The sequence below is a fragment of the Streptomyces sp. NPDC093586 genome (genome assembly GCF_044764905.1).
Classification (GTDB): domain Bacteria; phylum Actinomycetota; class Actinomycetes; order Streptomycetales; family Streptomycetaceae; genus Streptomyces.
Window position 1 is genome coordinate 53,012 of sequence record NZ_JBIWJA010000017.1, and the last position, 20,758, is coordinate 73,769.

Here is a 20,758-nt window from a genome sequence, read left to right on the forward strand (position 1 = left end):
CCTGTGAGTGGTACTTCCCCGGCTCTTCAGCCCCCCGCCGACGCCGTGAAACCCGTACGGCACCCCGACGCGCCCGCTCCCGGCGAACCGCTCGGCGCGCACTACGGCCAGTGCTTCGGCTGCGGCGGCGACCAGCCGCACGGACTGCACCTCGAGGCGCGGGCCGGCGAAGGCGTGGCGATCACCGCCGAGTTCACCGTGCGGCCCGCCCACCAGGGCGCCCCCGGCCTGGCGCACGGCGGCGTGCTGGCCACGGCCCTGGACGAGGCCCTCGGCTCGCTGAACTGGCTGCTGCGGACCATCGCGGTGACAGGCCGGCTGGAGACCGACTTCCTGCGGCCGGTGCCCGTGGGCACGACGCTGCACCTGGAGGCCGAGGTGACCGCGGTGGCCGGCCGGAAGATCTACTCCACCGCCACCGGCCGGATCGGCGGTCCGGACGGCCCCGTCGCAGTCCGCGCCGACGCGGTGTTCATCGAGGTCAAGATCGACCACTTCGTGGACAACGGCCGCGAGGAGGAGATCCGCGCCGCCCTGGACGACCCGGACCAGCTCCGCCGCGCCCGTGCCTTCGAGGTGAACCCGTGAACCGCGAACCCCTGGACGTCCTGATCCGCCGCGTCGACCCGGACGTGCCGCTTCCCGCGTACGCGCAGCCCGGCGACGCCGGGGCCGATCTGCGCACCACCGTGGACTGCGAACTGGCCCCGGGAGAACGGGCCGTCCTGCCCACCGGCGTGTCTGTGGCGCTCCCCGAGGGGTACGCGGCCTTCGTGCACCCGCGTTCCGGTCTGGCCGCCCGCTTCGGTGTCGCCCTCGTGAATGCCCCGGGGACGATCGATGCCGGGTACCGTGGGGAGATCAAGGTGATCGTGGTGAACCTCGACCCGCGCGAGAGCGTGCGGTTCGAGCGCTTCGACCGGATCGCCCAACTGGTCGTCCAGCAGGTCGAGAGGGTCCGCTTCCGTCCGGTGGCGGAGCTTCCCGGCTCGGCACGGGCCGAGGGGGGCTTCGGGTCCACCGGCGGCCATGCCGGCACGGACCGGGCAAGCGGCACAAGCGGTCAGGTCGCCGAGGGCGGCCCGACGGGTGGGAATCGATACGCTTCGGTCGTATCCGACCGGGAAGGACAGTGACGTGTTCGGACGTCGCAAGAAGAGGGATGCCGCCGAGGACGCGGCCGGCGAGGCCGAGCAGGTCGTCGACAGCGTCGACACCGAGGCGGACGAGGGGCGCGAGCGCGTGCGGCTCGAGCCCGAACCGCGGCCCGACGGGCCCTGGGACAGCACCGAGGTCAGCGATCCGGGCGAGGGCCGGGTCGACCTGGGCGGCCTGTTCGTACCCGGCGTCGACGGCATGGAACTGCGCGTCGAGGTCGCGGGTGACGCGATCGTCGCCGCCACGGTCGTGCTGCGCGACAGCGCCATCCAGCTCCAGGCCTTCGCCGCGCCCAAGCGCGAGGGTATCTGGGGCGAGGTGCGCGAGGAGATCGGCTCCGGCATCACCCAGCAGGGTGGCATCGTCGACGAGGTCGAGGGCCCGCTGGGCTGGGAGCTGCGGGCCCAGGTGCCGGTGCAGCTGCCGGACGGCACGAGCGGCTTCCAGGTCGTGCGGTTCGTCGGCGTGGACGGCCCCCGCTGGTTCCTGCGCGGAGTGATCTCCGGCCAGGGCGCGGTGCAGCCGCAGGCCGCCGGCCTGCTGGAGCAGATCTTCCGGGACACGGTCGTGGTCCGCGGCGACGGCCCGATGGCCCCCCGCGACCCGATCGTCCTCAAGCTGCCGAACGACGCGCAGATGGTCCCCGAGGGCGTCCAGCAGGAGGAGGGCTCCCGCTTCTCCGGCGGCATGGGCCAGCTCCAGCGCGGACCGGAGATCACCGAGGTCCGGTAAGCACTCCGTACGGTTTTCCGTACCCGCACGAGAGGGCCGCGTCCCGCACGGGAGGCGGCCCTCCGCCGTGCCCGGGGCCTCGGAACCCGGAGCCGGGGCGGCTCTCGGGACGCCGCCGGCGCAGCCGTGGCGATCGGAGCGGATGTCCCGATGACACGCCGCCCGCGCGTTGCTCCGCCGGGACATTCGCTCCCCTCGAGGGGCCGGGGAGATGCCTGACGGCGTCGGGTGGATCCGCGGACGAGCACCTCCTGACGGCCCACCGCGTCCGGCGGCTCGCGGCACACGGCGGCGATCCGGCCGGACCGCTTGTACGCCGGGGCGTCCGCTGGCGATACTGGCGCCCGGTTCCGGCGGGGGAGGGCACATGAACCAGGTGGTCACCGAGACCATGGTGCGCGTCGAGGACGTGCACAAGTCGTACGGCCACGGCAGCGCCGCGGTCCACGCCCTGCGCGGCGTCTCCTTCGAGGTGCCGCGCGGCGAGCTGGTCGCCCTCAAGGGGCGCTCCGGCTCCGGCAAGACCACACTGCTCAACATCGTCGGCGGTCTCGACACGCCGGACGCGGGGCGCGTCGCGGTCGACGGCCGCGATCTCGCGGAGCTGGACGAGGACGGGCTGCTGGCGCTGCGCCGCGACCGCGTCGGCTTCGTCTTCCAGTCCTTCGGGCTCATCCCGATCCTCACCGCGGCCGAGAACGTGGGCGTGCCGCTGAGGTTGCGCCGGACCGCGCCGCGCGAGCGCGACGAGCGCGTCGGGCTGCTGCTCTCCCTGGTCGGTCTCGCCGACCACGCCGCCCAGCGGCCCGGCGAGCTGTCCGGCGGCCAGCAGCAGCGGGTGGCCATCGCCCGCGCCCTCGCCAACGACCCCGCGCTGCTGATCGCCGACGAGCCCACCGGCCAGCTGGACGCCGAGACCGGCCACGCCGTGATGGAGCTGCTGCGGGCCGTCGTGCGCAGGGGATCCCCCCCAGGCCGTTCAGGCCATGGGGGGAGGGTCACCGCCCTGGTCGCCACCCACGACGCCACGCTGCTCGATCTCGCCGACCGGGTGCTGGAGCTGCGGGACGGGGAGATCGTCGAGCAGTGACAGCGCGGGGCGTCAGAGTTCCGTCAAAGAGGGCCCGCATCCCACACCTGCCGCGACGTGGCGCGATGCGTTGGCCGTAGGGTCGACGCTGCGCAGTCAGCAGTGACGGAAGACGATGAGGCCATGGGACGCGGCAAGCTTCGGATCTACCTCGGCGCGGCGCCGGGCGTCGGCAAGACGTACGCGATGCTGTCCGAGGCCCACCGGCGCGTGGAGCGGGGCACCGACTGCGTGGTGGCCTTCGTGGAGCACCACGGCAGAGCGCGCACCGAAGTGCTGCTGCACGGGCTGGAGCAGGTGCCGCGCAGGGAACTGGAGCACCGGGGCGCGCTCTTCACGGAGCTGGACCTGGACGCGGTCCTCGCCCGCGCGCCCCACGTGGCGCTGGTGGACGAACTCGCCCACACCAACGTCCCCGGCTCGCGCAACGCCAAGCGGTGGCAGGACGTGGAGCAGTTGCTGGCCGCCGGGATCGACGTGATCTCGACCGTGAACGTCCAGCACCTGGAGTCGCTGGGCGACGTCGTCGAGTCGATCACCGGGGTACGGCAGCAGGAGACCGTGCCGGACGAGGTGGTGCGGCGCGCGGACCAGGTCGAACTGGTGGACATGTCGCCGCAGGCGCTGCGCCGGCGCATGGCGCACGGCAACATCTACCAGCCGGACAAGGTCGACGCGGCCCTGTCCAACTACTTCCGCCCCGGCAACCTCACCGCCCTGCGCGAGCTCGCGCTGCTGTGGGTGGCCGACCGGGCCGACGAGTACCTCCAGCAGTACCGCAGCGAGCACCGGGTCTCGAGGATCTGGGGCTCGCGCGAGCGCATCGTCGTCGGCCTGACCGGCGGGCCCGAGGGCCGGACGCTGATACGGCGGGCCGCACGGCTCGCGGAGAAGGGCGCCGGAGGCGAGGTGCTCGCCGCGTACATAGCCCGCAGCGACGGGCTGACCTCGGCCTCCCCGAAGGAGCTGGCGGTGCAGCGCACCCTGGTGGAGGACCTCGGCGGCACCTTCCACCACGTGCTCGGCGACGACATACCGGCCGCCCTGCTGGACTTCGCGCGCGGCGTCAACGCCACCCAGATCGTCCTCGGCTCCTCGCGCCGCAAGACCTGGCAGTACGTCTTCGGCCCCGGCGTGGGCGCCACGGTGGCCCGCGAGTCCGGCCCCGACCTGGACGTCCACATCGTCACCCACGAGGAGGCCGCCAAGGGGCGCGGACTCCCCGTGGCCCGGGGCGCGCGCCTCGGGCGCCTGCGGCTCGTGTCGGGCTGGCTCGCGGGCCTCGGCGGACCGGTGCTGCTCACGCTGCTCCTGAACACCGTCCACCTCGGCCTCGCCAACGACGTCCTGCTCTACCTGGCGCTGACCGTCGCGGCGGCCCTGCTCGGCGGGCTGTACCCGGCGCTCGCCTCGGCCGCGGTCGGGTCCCTGCTGCTGAACTGGTTCTTCACACCGCCGGTCAACCGGATGACCATCGCCGACCCGAGGAACATCCTTGCGCTCGCCGTCTTCGTGGGCGTCGCGCTCTCCGTGGCCTCGGTCGTCGACGTCGCCGCCCGCCGCACCCACCAGGCCGCCCGGCTGCGCGCCGAGTCGGAGATCCTCTCCTTCCTGGCGGGCGACGTGCTGCGCGGCGAGACCAGCCTGGAGACCCTGCTGGAACGGGTCCGCGAGACCTTCGCCATGGAGTCGGCCGTCCTGCTGGAGCGGGAGGGCGACGTGGCGCCCTGGGTCTGCGCCGGCCGGGCCGGCCTCGGTCCGCCGGTGGAACGCCCGGAGGACGCGGACGTGGACGTGCCGGTGGGGGACCACATGGCGCTCGCGCTGACCGGCCGGGTCCTGCCCGCCGAGGACCGCCGGGTGCTGGCCGCCTTCGCCGCCCAGGCCGCCGTCGTCCTGGACCGGCGGCGCCTGCGCGAGGAGGCCGAGCGGGCCCGCGCGCTGGCCGAGGGCAACCGCATCCGCACGGCACTGCTGGCCGCCGTCAGCCACGACCTGCGCACGCCGCTGGCCGGCATCAAGGCGGCCGTCTCCAGCCTCCGGTCCGACGACGTGGCGTGGTCGGAGGAGGACCGGGCGGAGCTGCTGGAGGGCATCGAGGACGGCGCCGACCGCCTCGACCACCTCGTGGGCAACCTGCTCGACATGTCCCGCCTCCAGACCGGCACGGTCACGCCGCTGATCCGTGGGATCGACGTCGACGAGGTGGTGCCGATGGCGCTCGGCGGGGTGCCCGAGGCGAGCGTCGAGCTGGACATCCCCGAGACGCTGCCCATGGTCGCCGTCGACGCGGGGCTCCTGGAGCGGGCGATGGCCAATCTGGTGGAGAACGCCGTCAAGTACAGCCCACCCGGCCGGACCGTCCTGGTGGCCGCCAGCGCCCTCGCGGACCGCGTCGAGGTACGGGTCGTCGACCGGGGGCCGGGAGTGCCGGACGACGCCAAGGACCGCATCTTCGAGCCCTTCCAGCGCCACGGCGACGCCCCGCGCGGAGCCGGTGTGGGGCTGGGCCTCGCCGTGGCCCGCGGCTTCGCCGAGGCGATGGGCGGCACCCTGAACGCCGAGGACACCCCCGGCGGGGGCCTCACCATGGTCCTCACCCTCCGCGCGGCCGCCCCGGACACCGACACCCTCCCCACCGCGACAGCAGAAAGACAGGCTGCCCGATGCTGAGCCCGACCGGGTCGACACCGCGGACCCCCACGCGGGTGCTCGTGATCGACGACGAACCGCAGATCGTGCGCGCCCTCGTGATCAACCTCAAGGCGCGCCACTACGAGGTCGACACCGCCCACGACGGCGCCACCGCCCTGCGGACGGCCGCCGTCCGCCACCCCGACGTGGTGGTGCTGGACCTCGGCCTGCCCGACATGGACGGCGTCGAGGTGATCAGGGGCCTGCGCGGCTGGACCCGGGTGCCGATCCTGGTGCTCTCCGCCCGCCACTCCTCCGACGAGAAGGTCGAGGCGCTCGACGCCGGCGCCGACGACTACGTCACCAAGCCCTTCGGCATGGACGAACTGCTGGCCCGCCTGCGCGCCGCCGTCCGCCGGGCCGAGCCCGTCCCGGGCGGCGAGGACGACGTGATCGTGGAGACCGACGGCTTCACCGTCGACCTGGCCGCGAAGAAGGTGAACCGGGACGGCAGGGACGTACGGCTGACACCCACGGAGTGGCATCTGCTGGAGGTGCTGGTGCGCAACACCGGCCGCCTGGTCGGCCAGAAGCAGCTGTTGCAGGAGGTGTGGGGGCCGTCGTACGGGACGGAGACGAACTACCTGCGGGTCTACATGGCCCAGCTGCGCCGGAAGCTGGAGGCGGACCCCGCGCATCCGCGGCACTTCATCACCGAGGCCGGCATGGGGTACCGCTTCGAGAAGTGAACCGGAGGGGATCGTTCCAGGACGGGCCCCGAGGGGGTGTGTGGCTGTCGGCGTGCCCCGGTAGGCTTCAGGTATGAGTGCTGCTCCTCGTTCCGACAAGCCGGTGGGCCGTTTCCGGCGCATGTTCGACCGGCTCTCCTCTTCGCAGGAGGACCTGGAGTCGGAGGAGCTCCGGGAGGACGCCGACACCGCCGGCTGCACACGCATCGGAGACTGCCAGGACCGGCAGATCGTCACGGTTACTGGTACCTTGCGCACGGTCACCCTGCGTCCGCGTGCGGGCGTTCCGGCCCTGGAGGCCGAACTCTTCGACGGCTCCGCCGCCCTGGACGTGGTGTGGCTGGGCAGACGCTCCATCGTGGGCATAGAGCCGGGGCGCAAGCTCATCGCATCGGGCCGGATCTCCATGAGCCGGGGCCGCCGGGTGCTCTTCAACCCGAAATACGAACTGAGACCCCTCGGACGGGAGTAGCCGGTGACGTCGCTCGACAAGCCGACCGAAGACACGGAGGCGCACGACGCCCGGACGGTGACGGAGGCCGCGCTGTTCGAGGCGTTCGGCGGCGTGCGGGGCATGGTCGAGACGGTGCTGCCGGGGCTCCTGTTCGTCACCATCTTCACGATCAACAGCGACCTCCACCTGTCGGCGATCGCGGCGCTGGCCGTGTCACTGGTGCTGGTCGTCGTCCGGCTGGTGAAGAGGGACACCGTCAAGCACGCCTTCAGCGGTGTCTTCGGGGTCGCCTTCGGCGTGGTCTTCGCGATGATGACCGACAACGCCAAGAACTTCTACCTGCCCGGCATGCTCTACACGCTGGGCCTGGCCCTGGCGTACATCGTCACGACGCTGGCCGGAGTGCCCCTGATCGGCCTGATCCTCGGCCCGGTCTTCAAGGAGAACCTCTCCTGGCGCACCCGTAACCCGGGCCGCAAGAAGGCGTACGCGAAGGCGAGCTACGCCTGGGGTCTGATCCTGCTCGCCAAGTGCGCGATCCTCTTCCCGCTGTACTGGTGGGCGGACACCGAGCAGCTCGGCTGGGTCCTGGTCACCCTGAAGATCCCGCCCTTCCTGCTCGCCGTCTGGCTGACCTGGGTCTTCCTGGCGAAGGCGCCGGCCCCCATCGACGTGTTCGCGGAGATGGAAGCGGCGGAGAAGGCCGAGAAGGCCGAGAAGGCCGAGAAGGACAAGGCCGACACGGAGAAGGCCGGGCTCGTCGGCGGGGCCGTCGACTCCGGCTCCCTGGCGAGGCCCGCGGACGGCGGGAGCGGCGCCGCGGACCCGCACGGCGGCAGGCACCGCAAGGCGTGACGGCACACGACGGTGGGGGCGCCCGGAGAACTCCGGGCGCCCCCACCGTCGTGTCGCGTGCCGGCGGTCAGTTCGCGGTGTCGGTCCGCCGAGCCGACAGCAGGTCCTCCAGTTGCTCCTCGCGGGCCTGAGCCGCCACGAACAGCAGCTCGTCACCCGCTTCCAGGGAGTCCTCCTGGGACGGCGTCAGCACCCGGGTGCCGCGGATGATCGTGACCAGCGAGGTGTCCTGGGGCCACTGGACGTCGCCGACCTGGGTGCCGGCCAGGGCCGACTCCTCCGGCAGCGTCAGCTCGACGAGGTTGGCGTCGCCGTGGCTGAAGCGCAGCAGCCGGACCAGGTCGCCGACGCTCACCGCCTCCTCGACCAGGGCGGACATCAGACGCGGGGTGGACACGGCGACGTCCACGCCCCAGGACTCGTTGAAGAGCCACTCGTTCTTCGGGTTGTTCACCCGGGCGACGACGCGCGGAACGCCGTACTCCGTCTTGGCCAGCAGGGACACGACCAGGTTGACCTTGTCGTCGCCCGTCGCGGCGATGACGACGTTGCAGCGCTGGAGCGCGGCCTCGTCCAGGGACGTGATCTCGCACGCGTCGGCGAGCAGCCACTCCGCCATCGGGACGCGCTCGACCGAGATGGCGGTCGGCGCCTTGTCGATGAGCAGGATCTCGTGACCGTTCTCCAGCAGCTCGCCCGCGATCGAACGGCCGACCGCGCCGGCTCCGGCAATGGCGACCCTCATCAGTGACCGCCCTCCTCTTCGGGACCCTTGGCGAACGCCGCCTCGACCTTGTCGACCTCGTCGGTGCGCATCATCACGTGCACCAGGTCGCCCTCCTGCAGCACGGTCTGCGAGGAGGGCAGGATCGCCTCCCCGAGCCGGGTGACGAACGCCACCCGCACGCCGGTCTCCTCCTGGAGCCGACTGATCTTGTGCCCGACCCAGGACGCGGAGGTGTGCACCTCGGCGAGCTGGACGCCCCCGGTGGGGTCGCGCCACAGCGGCTCGGCACCCGAGGGGAGCAGCCGGCGCAGCATCTGGTCGGCCGTCCAGCGGACGGTGGCGACGGTGGGGATGCCGAGGCGCTGGTAGACCTCGGCGCGGCGGGGGTCGTAGATGCGGGCGGCGACGTTCTCCACGCCGAACATCTCGCGGGCCACGCGGGCGGCGATGATGTTCGAGTTGTCACCGCTGGAGACGGCGGCGAAGGCGCCGGCGTCCTCGATGCCCGCCTCGCGCAGCGTGTCCTGGTCGAAGCCGACGCCGGTGACCCTGCGGCCGCCGAACGAGGAGCCCAGACGACGGAAGGAGGTGGGGTCCTGGTCGATCACGGCGACCGTGTGCCCCTGCTGCTCCAGGGTCTGGGCGAGAGCGGAACCCACACGCCCGCAGCCCATGATGACAATATGCATCGCGTCACACCGCGCTTCCTACGGGCACTGCCACCTTAGTGGATGTCGTGCTCATGTCTCTCTTTCGGCTCGCCTGGCGACATGTCGCGGCCAGTGTGCGGGCCGCAGGGGAACATCATGCCGGTGACCGCCGACGGTGACGTCCCTAGGGGCCCCGTGGAGCCGTGACCCCCGCCCCCTGTCCAACGTATCGGCAAGGCCGCGGGGGCGGCAGGAGCCGTGTCACCCTCCGGCGGACGACCCCCGGCGGCCGATGCTGCGGATGCTGGCAAGAGTCAGGATTCCGAGGCCGACGAGCGTGACGGCGGCGCCGACGAGCTCTGCGCTCAGATGCATGGAACCTCCAGGGAGGGCAACGGCCGGGAATCGCGCGGTGTTTTGTCATATAGGCACGCCGGCCCCGCACCCTGCGGAATCCGCAGCCGCGGCACCCCCCGGATTCACCCGTAGGGCAGACGGCTGAAGGATCGGGGGTGGCGGGTGGGCGGGCACCCGTTCGAGCGCTTACGATCCTCTGTTGTGTCCAAACTGACCGACGTGCCCAAACGGATTCTGATCGGGCGCGCACTGCGCAGTGACCGGCTGGGGGAAACGCTCCTGCCGAAGCGCATCGCCCTTCCCGTCTTCGCCTCCGACCCGCTGTCCTCCGTGGCCTACGCCCCCGGCGAGGTGCTGCTGGTCCTGTCCATCGCGGGCGTGTCGGCGTACCACTTCAGCCCCTGGATCGCCGTCGCGGTCGTCGTGCTGATGTTCACCGTGGTCGCCTCCTACCGGCAGAACGTGCACGCCTACCCGAGCGGCGGCGGCGACTACGAGGTGGCGAACACCAACCTCGGGCCGAAGGCCGGCCTGACGGTGGCGAGCGCGCTGCTGGTCGACTACGTCCTGACCGTCGCCGTGTCGATCTCCTCCGGCATCGAGAACCTCGGCTCCGCGGTCCCGTTCGTCGTCGAGCACAAGGTGTTCTGCGCGGTCGCCGTGATCCTGCTGCTGACGCTGATGAACCTGCGCGGCGTCAAGGAGTCGGGCAAGCTCTTCGCGATCCCGACGTACGTCTTCGTCGGCGGCGTCTTCATCATGATCGCGTGGGGCGCGTTCCGGGGCCTGGTGCTCGGGCACAGCATGCGCGCGCCCACCGCGGACTACGAGATCAGACCGGAGCACCAGGGCCTGGCCGGCTTCGCGCTGGTCTTCCTGCTCCTGCGGGCCTTCTCCTCCGGCTGTGCCGCGCTCACCGGCGTCGAGGCCATCTCCAACGGCGTCCCGGCCTTCCGCAAGCCCAAGTCGAAGAACGCGGCCACCACGCTCTCGATGATGGGCCTGCTCGCCGTCACCATGTTCTGCGGCATCATCGCGCTGGCCGCCACGACCCACGTCCGGATGGCGGAGAACCCGGCCGCCGACCTGCTCCACAACGGCGTCGCCGTCGGCGCGGACTACGTCCAGCACCCGGTGATCTCCCAGGTCGCCGAGGCCGTGTTCGGCGAGGGCAGCTTCCTGTTCGTCGTGCTGGCCGCCGCCACCGCGCTGGTCCTCTTCCTCGCCGCGAACACCGCCTACAACGGCTTCCCGCTGCTCGGCTCGATCCTCGCCCAGGACCGCTACCTGCCGCGCCAGCTCCACACCCGCGGCGACCGGCTCGCCTTCTCCAACGGCATCGTGCTCCTGGCCGGCGCGGCCATGCTCCTCGTCGTCATCTACGGCGCCGACTCCACCCGGCTGATCCAGCTCTACATCGTCGGCGTGTTCGTGTCCTTCACGCTCAGCCAGATCGGCATGGTCCGCCACTGGAACCGCCACCTGGCCACGGAGAAGGAACAGGCCAAGCGGCGCCACATGATCCGCTCGCGCGCGATCAACGCCTTCGGCGCCTTCTTCACCGGACTGGTGCTGGTCGTCGTCCTCGCCACGAAGTTCACGCACGGCGCGTGGGTCGCCCTGCTCGGCATGTGCATCTTCTTCGCGACGATGACGGCGATCCGCAAGCACTACGACCGCGTCGCCGAGGAGATCGCGGCCCCGGAAGACCCCGAGGAGCCCCTGAGCGACGACATGGTGCGGCCCTCCCGCGTCCACTCCGTCGTCCTGATCTCCAAGATCCACCGACCGACCCTGCGCGCCCTCGCCTACGCCAAGCTGCTGCGCTCGGACTCCCTGGAGGCGCTCAGCGTCAACGTGGACCCGGCGGAGACGAAGGCGCTGCGCGAGGAGTGGGAGCGGCGCGGCATCGACGTACCGCTGAAGGTGCTGGACTCGCCGTACCGCGAGATCACCCGGCCGGTCATCGAGTACGTCAAGAGCCTGCGCAAGGAGTCGCCGCGCGACGCGGTCTCCGTGATCATCCCCGAGTACGTGGTCGGCCACTGGTACGAGCACCTGCTGCACAACCAGAGCGCCCTGCGCCTCAAGGGCCGGCTCCTGTTCACCCCCGGGGTCATGGTCACCTCCGTCCCGTACCAGCTGGAGTCCTCCGAGGCGGCCAAGCGGCGGGCGCGCAAGCGGCAGGACTGGAGCGCACCCGGCGCGGTCCGGCGCGGTCCGGCACAGCAGGACCGGTCGAAGGACTCCTCGCCGTCCACGTAGACTGGTCGGCTGTTGTCCTTTGCCGTTCGTCTTCTGGCGTCCGTCTCTCGTCGTCCCGTTCTCTGGAGTCACCCCGCCATGCAGGCAGAACCGAACAAGTCGCAGGCGGAACCGGCCGCGGTGTCCCTGGTGGGCCAGGAGTACGAGGTCGAGATCGGCCCCGTCGCCCACGGCGGCCACTGCATCGCCCGTACGTCCGAGGGGCAGGTGCTGTTCGTGAGGCACGCGCTGCCCGGTGAGCGGGTCATGGCCCGGGTGACGGAGGGCGAGGAGGGCGCGCGCTTCCTGCGCGCCGACGCCGTCGAGATCCTGGACGCCTCCAAAGACCGCATCGAGGCACCCTGCCCCTTCGCCGGCCCCGGCCGCTGCGGCGGCTGCGACTGGCAGCACGCCAAGCCGGGCGCCCAGCGCCGGCTGAAGGGCGAGGTCGTCGCCGAGCAGCTGAAGCGCCTCGCGGGCCTCACCCCCGAGGAGGCCGGCTGGGACGGCACGGTGATGCCGGCCGAGGGCGACAAGGTGCCCGCCGGACAGGTCCCGTCGTGGCGCACGCGCGTGCAGTACGCCGTGGACGACGAGGGCCGCGCGGGCCTGCGCAAGCACCGCTCGCACGAGGTGCAGCCGATCGACCACTGCATGATCGCCGCCGAGGGCGTCAGCGAACTGGGCATCGAGCGGCGGGACTGGACGGGCATGGAGTCCGTCGAGGCGATCGCGGCCAGCGGCTCCCAGGACCGGCAGGTCATCCTGACCCCGAAGCCGGGCGCCCGGCTGCCCCTGGTCGAACTGGACCGCCCGGTCTCCGTCATGCGGGTCGGCGAGAAGGACGGCGGCGTCCACCGCGTCCACGGCCGCCCCTTCGTCCGCGAGCGCGCGGACGGCCGCACCTACCGTGTCGGCAGCGGCGGCTTCTGGCAGGTCCACCCGAAGGCGGCCGACACGCTGGTCACGGCGGTCATGCAGGGCCTGCTGCCCCGCAAGGGCGAGATGGCCCTCGACCTGTACTGCGGCGTCGGCCTCTTCGCGGGCGCCCTCGCCGACCGCCTCGGCGACGAGGGCGCGGTCCTCGGCATCGAGTCCGGCAAGCGCGCCGTCGAGGACGCCCGGCACAACCTCGCCGGCTTCGACCGCGTCCGCATCGAACAGGGCAAGGTCGAGGCGGTCCTGCCGCGCACGGGCATCACCGAGGTCGACCTGATTGTCCTGGACCCGCCGCGCGCGGGCGCGGGACGCAAGACGGTGCAGCACCTGTCGTCGCTGGGCGCCCGCAGGATCGCGTACGTGGCCTGCGACCCGGCCGCGCTGGCCCGGGACCTGGGGTACTTCCGGGACGGGGGGTACCGGGTGCGGACGCTGCGGGTGTTCGACCTGTTCCCGATGACGCATCACGTGGAGTGCGTGGCGATTCTGGAGCCTGCTGCAAAGGGGCTCTGACCTGCGGGTCTGTAGCCCAGGGCGGTCGCTGGACCTGTTTTCCTCCGCGGAACGGGTCGGGCAGGCACGCCGCTCGTACGAACTCGCCTGACCTGCGGGTACAGGGTGTGGCGAGGATCGTACGAGTGAGGTGGCGACGTAGCCTTCATGATTCTTGACGCTCGGATGACGCTCGATTCGGCCGACTGACGCGGGGTCCCGTTGCTTGCACCACGGCACCGCCGTAATCGAGCACCGCTCCCTGTTTCCCGGGCCGGCCCTCCGAGGGAAGGGACCTTCGTCCCGTTCAGGACCCGTCACCCCTCGAAGTGAGACCGGGCCGGCCGGTAGGCGAGGTAGTGGGAGACCCGTCAGGGCAGGTGACGCTGCGACGGGCGAGGACCCGAGGCCGGCGATTCGACCGGTGGCAGGGTCGCACGTCTACTCGGGTGCAGTCCGTGGTCCGTCGCCCGTGGGCCCTGCCGCCGCAGGAACCGCGCAGGCGTTCTTGTACTCGGTGTGGTCAGCGGTGTCTTTGAGATCCTCGGCCATCACGAAGGGGACCTTGGGGCAACGCCCGCGAGCGACTCGACCCCCATGCGCAGGATGTCCTCCGCGGGAACGTCCCGGCATATCGCCCCTGACCTGGGCACTCACGGAACTGCGGTCAGAGCCGTTCTTCAAGAATCGCCATCATCGCATCCGTGCTCCGGCGATCACGCCCGCGAGTGCGGGGCGCAGATCCTGGCGAGCAGGGGATGCAGTGGGCGGATTCCCTGGAACCGGCCGTATTCGGCGCCCTGCTTGGCCCGGCCGTAGACGCGTTCGCGGGTGGAGCCGACGTCGATGAACGCCATCGTGTCCGAGCCGGGCAGCGGCGGGGTGTGCGCGGCCCGTTCGCCGAGGAACCGGCGGCGCACGGCCTGGAGTTGAAGGGCGTGGTCGTGGGTGAAAGCGCGCAGGAAGGTGCCAGGTGCGGACGGGGCACGGGTCCTGCGAACACGGTCGGCGTTGCACCGTGGCGCAGGGCGTGGCGTCTGCCGCGGCCCCCGCACCGTTCCCCGCGCCGGTCGGCTTCACCCTCTGGGGCGCCAGCCGGGACAGGCCGCACCGCTCGGCCGGCCGCATCACCGGGATCAGCCCGCTGTACGCGTTCGGATTCCGGTCGTCGAACGCAGCGGAGACCGTCGCCGGAGTACTCGCATCACGGGACGGGACGGTGGATGGGGCCGGAGCCGTGGGACAGGGACAGGCCGGTGGCGTGGTCGGTGTGGGCGATGATCTCCGCGGCGATGGAGACCGCGGTCTCCTCGGGCGTGTGGGCACCGAGGTCGAGCCCGATGGGGGAGTGCAGCAGGGCGAACCGGTCCTCTGGCACACCGGCCTCCCGCAGCAGTTCCAGGCGACGGGCGTGGGTACGGCGGGAGCCCATGGCGCCCACGTGGCCGACGGGGAGGCCGAGGGCCAGGCGCAGCAGGGGGATGTCGAACTTGGCGTCGTGGGTGAGGACGCAGATCGCGGTGCGGGTGTCCACCTCGGTGGCGGCCAGGTAGCGGTGCGGCCAGTCGGTGATGACCTCGTGCGCGTACGGGAAGCGGGTGGGGGTGGTGAAGACGGGGCGGGCGTCGCACACGGTGACCCGGTGGTCGAGGAAGCGTCCGGCCCGGCTGAGGGCGGCGGCGAAGTCGTTGGCGCCGAAGATCAGCATGCGGGGCGGTGGTGCGTGGGTGTGGACCAGGAGCGTCAGCTTCCCGGGGCGGGTGTCGGCGCTCCCGCCGACCTCGACGCGGGCCGTCCGCCCGGCCCGCAGCAGCGCGCGGGCCTGGTCCGCCACCGCCCGGTCCTGTCGCTCGTCGCTCAGGGACCCGTCGTACGCGCCGCCGTCGCCGAGGACGGACAGGGTGCGGCCGAGGAGTTCTTCCGGGCCGTCGACGACCTGGGCCACGGCGACGGGCCGATCCGACACCACCTCGTCGAGGGCCGTGGCGAGGTGGTGCTCGACGGCGGGATCGACGCGCTGCACCAGTACTTCGAGTTCGCCCCCGCAGGTCAGGCCCACGGCGAAGGCGTCCTCGTCGGAGTAGCCGAACCACGCCCGTGCCGCCGGAGGTCCGCCCGGTTCCAGTTCCTGCCGGCACAGCTCGTGGACGGCGCTCTCCACACAGCCTCCCGAGACACTCCCGACCACATTGCCCTCCGCGTCCACGACCAGCGAGGTGCCGACCGGCGGGGGCGCACTGCCGTTGACCTGGATGACGGTGGCGAGGGCGAAGAGGCGCGCTTCGCGGCACCAGGCGTGCAGCGCCTCCGTGATGTTCAGCATGCCCGGTCTCCGTGGGAAAGGCGGTTGGGCGGGCTGCCGCCGTGCCGGGGAGGAGGCGCGGCGGCGGTGCGGAGGGGCCGGCGGGGCGTAGTCGGCCGCCGGGCGGTCGTAGGACGGTTGCGGGACGCGCCGGTTCCGGGCCGGGGGCGGCCGGCGGGCGTGCCGGCCGCCCCCGGGCTCAGAGCAGGGCTTCGATGGTGATGGGCAGGTCGCGGACGCGGCGGCCGGTGGCGTGGAAGACGGCGTTGGCGATGGCGGGTGCCACGCCGACGGCGACGACCTCGCCGAGACCCTTGACGCCGATGGGGGCGGCATCGAGGTCCTCGCCGTTGTCGAGGTAGACCGCCCGCAGGCCGGGGACGTCGGCGTTGACGGGGACGAGGTAGTCGGCCAGGTTGGCGTTGACGATCCGGCCGTCGCGGTGGTCGGTGACCGTGTGCTCCAGCAGGGCCTGGCCGATGCCGCCGACCATGGCGCCCAGGGCCTGACTCTCGGCGAGCTTGGGGCTGATGATGCGGCCCGCGTCGTAGACGCCGAGCATCCGCCGGACCCGGGCCAGGCCCAGGCGAACGTCGACGGCGACCTCGGCGAACGTCGCGCCGAAGGCGTACACGGAGGACCGTCCGGGTCCCGACGGCGGAGTGAAGGAGCCGAGCGTCTCGAGGTGGGTGCGGTTGTTGCGGGCCAGGAGTTGCCCGTAGGTCTCGGTGCGGGCCTGGTCGCCGCGTACCCGCAGGCGGCCGTGGAGGACGACGACGTCGTCGGCGCCGACGCCGTACAGGGGCGAGTCCTCGTCCTCGACGGCCAGTTGGATCGCCTGTTGCCGCAGCTTGTCGCAGCCGTCCTGGACGGCGGAGCCGATACTGGCCATGGTCAGGGAGCCGGAGTGGGGCGGGGACGCCGGCATGAAGGAGTCGCCGAGTCGGAAGGTCACCCTCCGCATGGTCAGGCCGAGGGCGTCCGCGGCGATCTGGGTCATCGAGGTGTAGGTGCCGGGACCCATGTCACTGGACGCGGACTCGACCAGGGCCGTGCCGTCGGCATCCAGCCTGACCCGGGCCTGAGCCCCGAGCCGCACGGTGTGATAGCAGCCGACGGCCACGCCGGTGCCGATCAGCCGGTCGCCGTCGCGGAGGGAGCGCGGCGTGGGAACCCGTCGGTCCCAGTGGAACTCGTCGGCGCCCGCACGGAGGCACTCGCGCAGCCGCCGGGTGGAGAACGGCAGCCCCTTGGAAGGGTCCTCCTCCGGTTCGTTGCGCAGCCGCAGCTCGATCGGGTCGATGCCCAGCTCGTGGGCGAGTTCGTCCAGGGCCGACTCGATGGCGAACGCGGCGGTCGCGTATCCGGGGCCACGCATGAACGTCGGCGTGTTCACGTCCAGCGGCACCGTCCGGTACTTCTGGCTGACCCGGGGCGTGGCGTAGAGCATCTGCCCCGCGGACACCACGCCCTCCATGAAGTGCTCGTACGTGGACGTCTCGGCCGTCATGTCGTGGACCATCGCGGCCAGCCGCCCGCTCCGGTTGCCGCCCAGGCGCAGCGTGTACGCGTAGGCGGGCCGGAACCCCACCGCGTAGTACAACTGCTTGCGGGTCAGTACGAGTTTCACCGGGCGCCCGGTCTCGCGGGCGGCGAGGGCCGCGACGGTGGAGTGCGGCCAGACCCGCGCGGCGTTGCCGAACGCGCCGCCGACGAAGGGTGAGACGACGCGCACCGATTCCGGCGGGATGCCGAACACGGCGGCGAGTTCGCTCTGCGTCCCCTGCACCCACTGGGTCTTGTCCCAGACGGTGAGCTTGTCGCCGTCCCAGCGGGCGATGGTGGCGTGCGGCTCCATGGCGTTGTGGTGCATGCGGCCGAGCCGGTAGGTGGCCTCCAGCCTCACCTCCGCGGACGCCAGCGCCTCTTCCGGGTTGCCGCGCTCGTAGTTCTGCGGGGGCAGGGGGTCGTTGACGGGGAGGCCGGGCGCCGTCAGGTCGGTCGAGGGCTTCTCCGCCTCGTACGAGATCCTCACCTGGTGCGCGGCGTGCTGCGCGGTCTCCAGTGTCCGGGCCACGACCACGGCGACGGGCTGCCCGTAGAAGCGGACCCGGTCGTCCTGGAAGACATGAAGCCGTTCGCCGACCGGTGGGTCCATGAACGCCCCGGGGTTGTCGCGGTACTCCAGCCTGGGTGCGTCGAGGTGACTGATCACCCTGAGAACGCCGGGCTGGGCCAGGGCGGTGCGGGTGTCGATGGCGGTGATGCGACCGCGCGCGATGCCGCTGTCGACGACGACCGCGTGAACTGCTCCCCTGATGTCGTGGTCGGCGCTGTAGGCGGCCTTGCCGGTGACCTTCAGCCGCCCGTCCACCCGGGAAAGCGGTGCCCCGACGGCTGCCTGCGGCTGGGGGCTCACTTGGTACCTCCTACGACGCGCAGCTGGCGTTCGACGGTGCGTTTGAGCAGCTCGATCTTGAAGCGGTTGTGTTCCAGCGGGCGGGCTCCCTCGGCTGCCCGCTCGGCAGCCTCGGTCCACAGGGCGTTCGAAGGGCGTTCGCCGACGAGACGCTGCTCGACGGCGGGGAGTCTCCACGGGACGGTGCCGACGCCGCCGGCGGCGATCTTCGCCTCGCGGATCACCCCGCCGCGGACGTGCAGCACGACGGCCGCGGAGGTGAGGGCGAACTCGTACGACTGCCGGTCGCGAACCTTCAGATAGCCTGATCCGAGCGGGCGCGGATGGGCCGGGATCTCCACTGCCGTGATCAATTCGCCCGGCTGGACGACCTGTTCGCGGCCGGGGGTGCTGCCGGGCCGGAGGAGGAAGTCGGCGAAGCGCACGCTGCGCTCGCTCCCGTCCGGGTCCAGCAGGTTCACGGTCGCCTCCAGCGCCGCGAAGGCCACGGCGGCGTCGGAGGGGTGGGTGGCCACGCAGTGGTCGGAGGTGCCGAGGATGGCATGGGTGCGGTTGAAGCCGTTCCGTGCCGCGCATCCCGAGCCCGGGTCGCGCTTGTTGCAGGCGGCGGTCACGGCACGGAAGTACGTGCAGCGGGTGCGCTGCATGATGTTGCCGCCGATCGTGGCCATGTTCCGCAGCTGCGGGGAGGCGCTGAGCTCCAGTGCCTGCGAGATGACGGGGTGGGTGGTGCGCACCTTGGAGTGGGCGGCGGCCTCGGCCATCCGTACCAGGGCGTCGATGCGCAGGCCCCCGTCTTCGGTGACGGTGATCTGGCGCAGCGGCAGGTCGCTGATGCCGACCAGTGTGCGGGGGCGTTCGACGGTCTCGCGCATCAGGTCGACCAGGGAGGTGCCGCCGGCGACGTACCGGCCGCCACGCCGCCCGGCGGCCAGCGCGCCACGGATGTCGGAGACCTCGGTGTAGGAGAAGGGGTACATGGTGGCCGGACCTCATTTCCCGTGCGCGGCCTGGTCGACCGCCCTGACGATCTTGACGTAGCAGCCGCAGCGGCGGATGTTGCCGCTCATCCACTCCCGGATCTCCTCCGCGGAGCCGCTGTGGCCTTCCTGGATGCAGCCGATGCCGGACATGATCTGGCCGGAGGTGCAGAAGCCGCACTGGAAGGCGTCCTGCTCGATGAACGCACTCTGCAGCGGATGCAGTTCGTCGTCCCCGCCCGGGGCCAGACCCTCGATCGTGGTGACCTCGGCACCTTCCAGGCGTATCGCCAAGGTGAGACATGAGGTGACGCGGCGGCCGTCGACCAGGACCGTGCACGCCCCGCAGGCACCGGCGTCGCAGCCCTTCTTGGAGCCGGTCAGACCGAGATGCTCGCGCAGCAGGTCCAGCAGCGAAGTCCGGTTGTCGATCGTGACGGTGTGCCGCTCGCCGTTGACAGTCAGCGAGAGGCGACCGCTGGGCGGCCCTTCGGCGGCAGTCGATCCGGCGCCGAGTGCGGGCGTGCCCGCGACCAGGCCACCGGCGACGACGGCACCGCCGACCGCGGTGGTCGTCGCGATGAACGCGCGCCGGGACGGCGCCGACGGTAACTCGGCAGAGGAAGGAGCAACCGACTCGGCATGTCCAGTGGACATGTGTATACCTCCGGCTCGGTGGTGGACTGGTGGATGGCCGTACTCGTCGACGCGTCCGGAGACCGAGGCTGTGTCGTCGTCACCGCCAGGCGTGCGACCGGCCGTGCCCGGTTGCGATGACGGCCGCGGCGCCGGATGTCGAGAAGTTCCCCTCGCTCGCGGAGATGCGCGAGGGCGACCCTCTCCTCGGGCGTCAGCAGCGCCTCGAGGCCGGTCCTGACGGAGGTGGGCACGGGTGTGTCTCCTCGACCACGCGGGGGTGGTTCCGCCGTGCGGTGATCCCGCCGAGTCGGATGCCACATCAACAAGCCGTGACATGGGTGGGGAGCGTGATCGGAACCGCGCAGCCGGCGGCGGTGCGATGTACCCCTCTCGGGTGCCCCGGGGCGTCGAGGTCGAGGTCGACACCGGGCACGTCGCGGCCGGCCTCGGCCGGCGCGGTCAGCAGGTCCGCCCGCCGATCTCGACGGCGCTCCAGGAGGACGGCTTCCCCGCCTGTCGTCATCTCCCCTCGGCGGTGAGCCGGCTGATGACCCGGATGACCTGGCGTCGGGTGGCCAGGCGGCGGGTGAGGGCGGCGGCCACCTGGTTCATACGTCCCGCGATGACGCTGGGGGGCGGGTTCCTGCGGTCCAGGGCGGCCAGTGCGGTGCGGACGACGTCGACGGGCGAGGCGAGCTTGCTCCCTCCGGCGGCCTGCATGGTGCCCACGACGTCGAAGAACTCGGTCCGGGTGGCGCCGGGGGACAGGGCGAGCACCCGCAGTCCGGTGCCGCGTGACTCCTCCCACAGCGCCTCGGTGAGGTTCAGCACGAACGCCTTGGTCGCCCCGTAGAGCGCCATGCGTGGGTTGGGCTGGTAGGCGGCCATGCTCGCCACATTGACCAGCACTCCGCGCCCTTCCTCGCGCAGTTGCTCGATGAAGGCGCGGCTGATGTCGGCCACGGCCGTCACGTCCACGGCGATCTCCCGGCGCATCCGTGCCGGATCCGCCTCGTGGAAGGGGCCGAACGTGGCGAACCCCGCGTTGTTGACCACGCTGGTGACGTGCAGGCCGAGCCGCTCCACCTGCGCGGCCAGTGCCTGTCCGGGGTTGTCCGTGGCCAGGTCCGTCTCCACGACGTGGACCTGGACGTGGTGGTGTGAGCGCAGCTCGGCGGCCAGCTCCTCCAGGCGTTTCCTGCGGCGGGCGACCAGTACCAGATCGGAGCCGCGGGCGGCGAGCTGGCGGGCGAACTCGGCACCGAGGCCGGCGCTGGCACCGGTGATCAATGTGGTCTGTCCGCGGTAGTCGACGGCTGTCATGGTCGCCCTTCTTT

General features: G+C 71.9%; 18 protein-coding genes. 10 read left to right on the forward strand and 8 right to left on the reverse strand.

What is annotated here, in order from left to right; translation table 11 throughout:
- Window positions 1-3 precede the first annotated feature (3 nt).
- The 8 genes from ACIRFH_RS19370 to ACIRFH_RS19405 all read left to right on the forward strand — a co-directional run bounded on the left by ACIRFH_RS19370 (window position 4) and on the right by ACIRFH_RS19405 (window position 7,672).
- Window positions 4-588: a PaaI family thioesterase gene (locus tag ACIRFH_RS19370; RefSeq protein WP_403522110.1), complete on the forward strand. Its 585-nt coding sequence runs from the start codon at window positions 4-6 to the stop codon at window positions 586-588.
- On the forward strand, window positions 585-1,136 hold the full coding sequence (dut, locus tag ACIRFH_RS19375; RefSeq protein WP_403522111.1) for a dUTP diphosphatase: 552 nt from the start codon (window positions 585-587) through the stop codon (window positions 1,134-1,136). The genes ACIRFH_RS19370 and dut overlap by 4 nt, the downstream gene beginning before the upstream one ends.
- Window position 1,137: 1 nt before the next feature.
- Entirely contained in the window at window positions 1,138-1,890 is a 753-nt protein-coding gene (locus tag ACIRFH_RS19380) for a DUF3710 domain-containing protein (protein WP_403522113.1), read from the forward strand.
- Window positions 1,891-2,257: 367 nt separating this feature from the next.
- Entirely contained in the window at window positions 2,258-2,980 is a 723-nt protein-coding gene (locus tag ACIRFH_RS19385; RefSeq protein ID WP_403522115.1) for an ABC transporter ATP-binding protein, read from the forward strand.
- 123 nt (window positions 2,981-3,103) lie between these two features.
- A complete protein-coding gene (locus ACIRFH_RS19390) occupies window positions 3,104-5,653 on the forward strand; it encodes an ATP-binding protein (protein WP_403522117.1) in 2,550 nt (849 codons plus the stop codon).
- Entirely contained in the window at window positions 5,647-6,363 is a 717-nt protein-coding gene (locus ACIRFH_RS19395; protein WP_403522120.1) for a response regulator, read from the forward strand. The genes ACIRFH_RS19390 and ACIRFH_RS19395 overlap by 7 nt, the downstream gene beginning before the upstream one ends.
- Window positions 6,364-6,436: 73 nt before the next feature.
- Window positions 6,437-6,835, forward strand: a complete 399-nt coding sequence (locus ACIRFH_RS19400; protein WP_362490820.1) for an OB-fold nucleic acid binding domain-containing protein — start codon at window positions 6,437-6,439, stop codon at window positions 6,833-6,835.
- 3 nt (window positions 6,836-6,838) lie between these two features.
- The gene (locus ACIRFH_RS19405) at window positions 6,839-7,672 is read left to right on the forward strand and encodes a DUF3159 domain-containing protein (protein ID WP_403522122.1); all 834 of its coding nucleotides are present in this window, start codon (window positions 6,839-6,841) and stop codon (window positions 7,670-7,672) included.
- 67 nt (window positions 7,673-7,739) lie between these two features.
- On the opposite strand, the gene ACIRFH_RS19410 is transcribed toward ACIRFH_RS19405, so the two are convergent.
- Both ACIRFH_RS19410 and ACIRFH_RS19415 read right to left on the reverse strand, forming a co-directional pair.
- The gene (locus ACIRFH_RS19410) at window positions 7,740-8,417 is read right to left on the reverse strand and encodes a potassium channel family protein (protein WP_403522124.1); all 678 of its coding nucleotides are present in this window, start codon (window positions 8,415-8,417) and stop codon (window positions 7,740-7,742) included.
- Window positions 8,417-9,088: a potassium channel family protein gene (locus tag ACIRFH_RS19415; protein WP_403522126.1), complete on the reverse strand. Its 672-nt coding sequence runs from the start codon at window positions 9,086-9,088 to the stop codon at window positions 8,417-8,419. The genes ACIRFH_RS19410 and ACIRFH_RS19415 overlap by 1 nt, the downstream gene beginning before the upstream one ends.
- Before the next feature lie 519 nt (window positions 9,089-9,607).
- Here ACIRFH_RS19415 and ACIRFH_RS19420 point away from each other — a divergent pair.
- Both ACIRFH_RS19420 and ACIRFH_RS19425 read left to right on the forward strand, forming a co-directional pair.
- Window positions 9,608-11,671: an APC family permease gene (locus ACIRFH_RS19420; RefSeq protein WP_403522128.1), complete on the forward strand. Its 2,064-nt coding sequence runs from the start codon at window positions 9,608-9,610 to the stop codon at window positions 11,669-11,671.
- A 78-nt stretch (window positions 11,672-11,749) separates the two neighbouring features.
- Entirely contained in the window at window positions 11,750-13,102 is a 1,353-nt protein-coding gene (locus ACIRFH_RS19425) for a class I SAM-dependent RNA methyltransferase (RefSeq protein ID WP_403522130.1), read from the forward strand.
- Between the two features lie 695 nt (window positions 13,103-13,797).
- Here the strand turns inward: ACIRFH_RS19425 and ACIRFH_RS19430 are convergent.
- From ACIRFH_RS19430 to ACIRFH_RS19455, 6 genes are all read right to left on the reverse strand, one after another.
- The gene (locus ACIRFH_RS19430; protein WP_403522131.1) at window positions 13,798-14,001 is read right to left on the reverse strand and encodes a hypothetical protein; all 204 of its coding nucleotides are present in this window, start codon (window positions 13,999-14,001) and stop codon (window positions 13,798-13,800) included.
- A gap of 284 nt (window positions 14,002-14,285) precedes the next feature.
- Window positions 14,286-15,404, reverse strand: coding sequence for an XdhC family protein (locus ACIRFH_RS19435; protein WP_403522133.1), 1,119 nt, complete (start codon window positions 15,402-15,404; stop codon window positions 14,286-14,288).
- A gap of 178 nt (window positions 15,405-15,582) precedes the next feature.
- The gene (locus tag ACIRFH_RS19440; RefSeq protein WP_403522135.1) at window positions 15,583-17,802 is read right to left on the reverse strand and encodes a xanthine dehydrogenase family protein molybdopterin-binding subunit; all 2,220 of its coding nucleotides are present in this window, start codon (window positions 17,800-17,802) and stop codon (window positions 15,583-15,585) included.
- Window positions 17,799-18,782, reverse strand: coding sequence for an FAD binding domain-containing protein (locus ACIRFH_RS19445; RefSeq protein WP_403522137.1), 984 nt, complete (start codon window positions 18,780-18,782; stop codon window positions 17,799-17,801). The genes ACIRFH_RS19440 and ACIRFH_RS19445 overlap by 4 nt, the downstream gene beginning before the upstream one ends.
- Before the next feature lie 12 nt (window positions 18,783-18,794).
- Window positions 18,795-19,439, reverse strand: coding sequence for a (2Fe-2S)-binding protein (locus ACIRFH_RS19450; protein WP_403522139.1), 645 nt, complete (start codon window positions 19,437-19,439; stop codon window positions 18,795-18,797).
- 501 nt (window positions 19,440-19,940) lie between these two features.
- A complete protein-coding gene (locus ACIRFH_RS19455) occupies window positions 19,941-20,744 on the reverse strand; it encodes an SDR family NAD(P)-dependent oxidoreductase (RefSeq protein ID WP_403522141.1) in 804 nt (267 codons plus the stop codon).
- Between the last annotated feature and the right edge of the window lie 14 nt (window positions 20,745-20,758).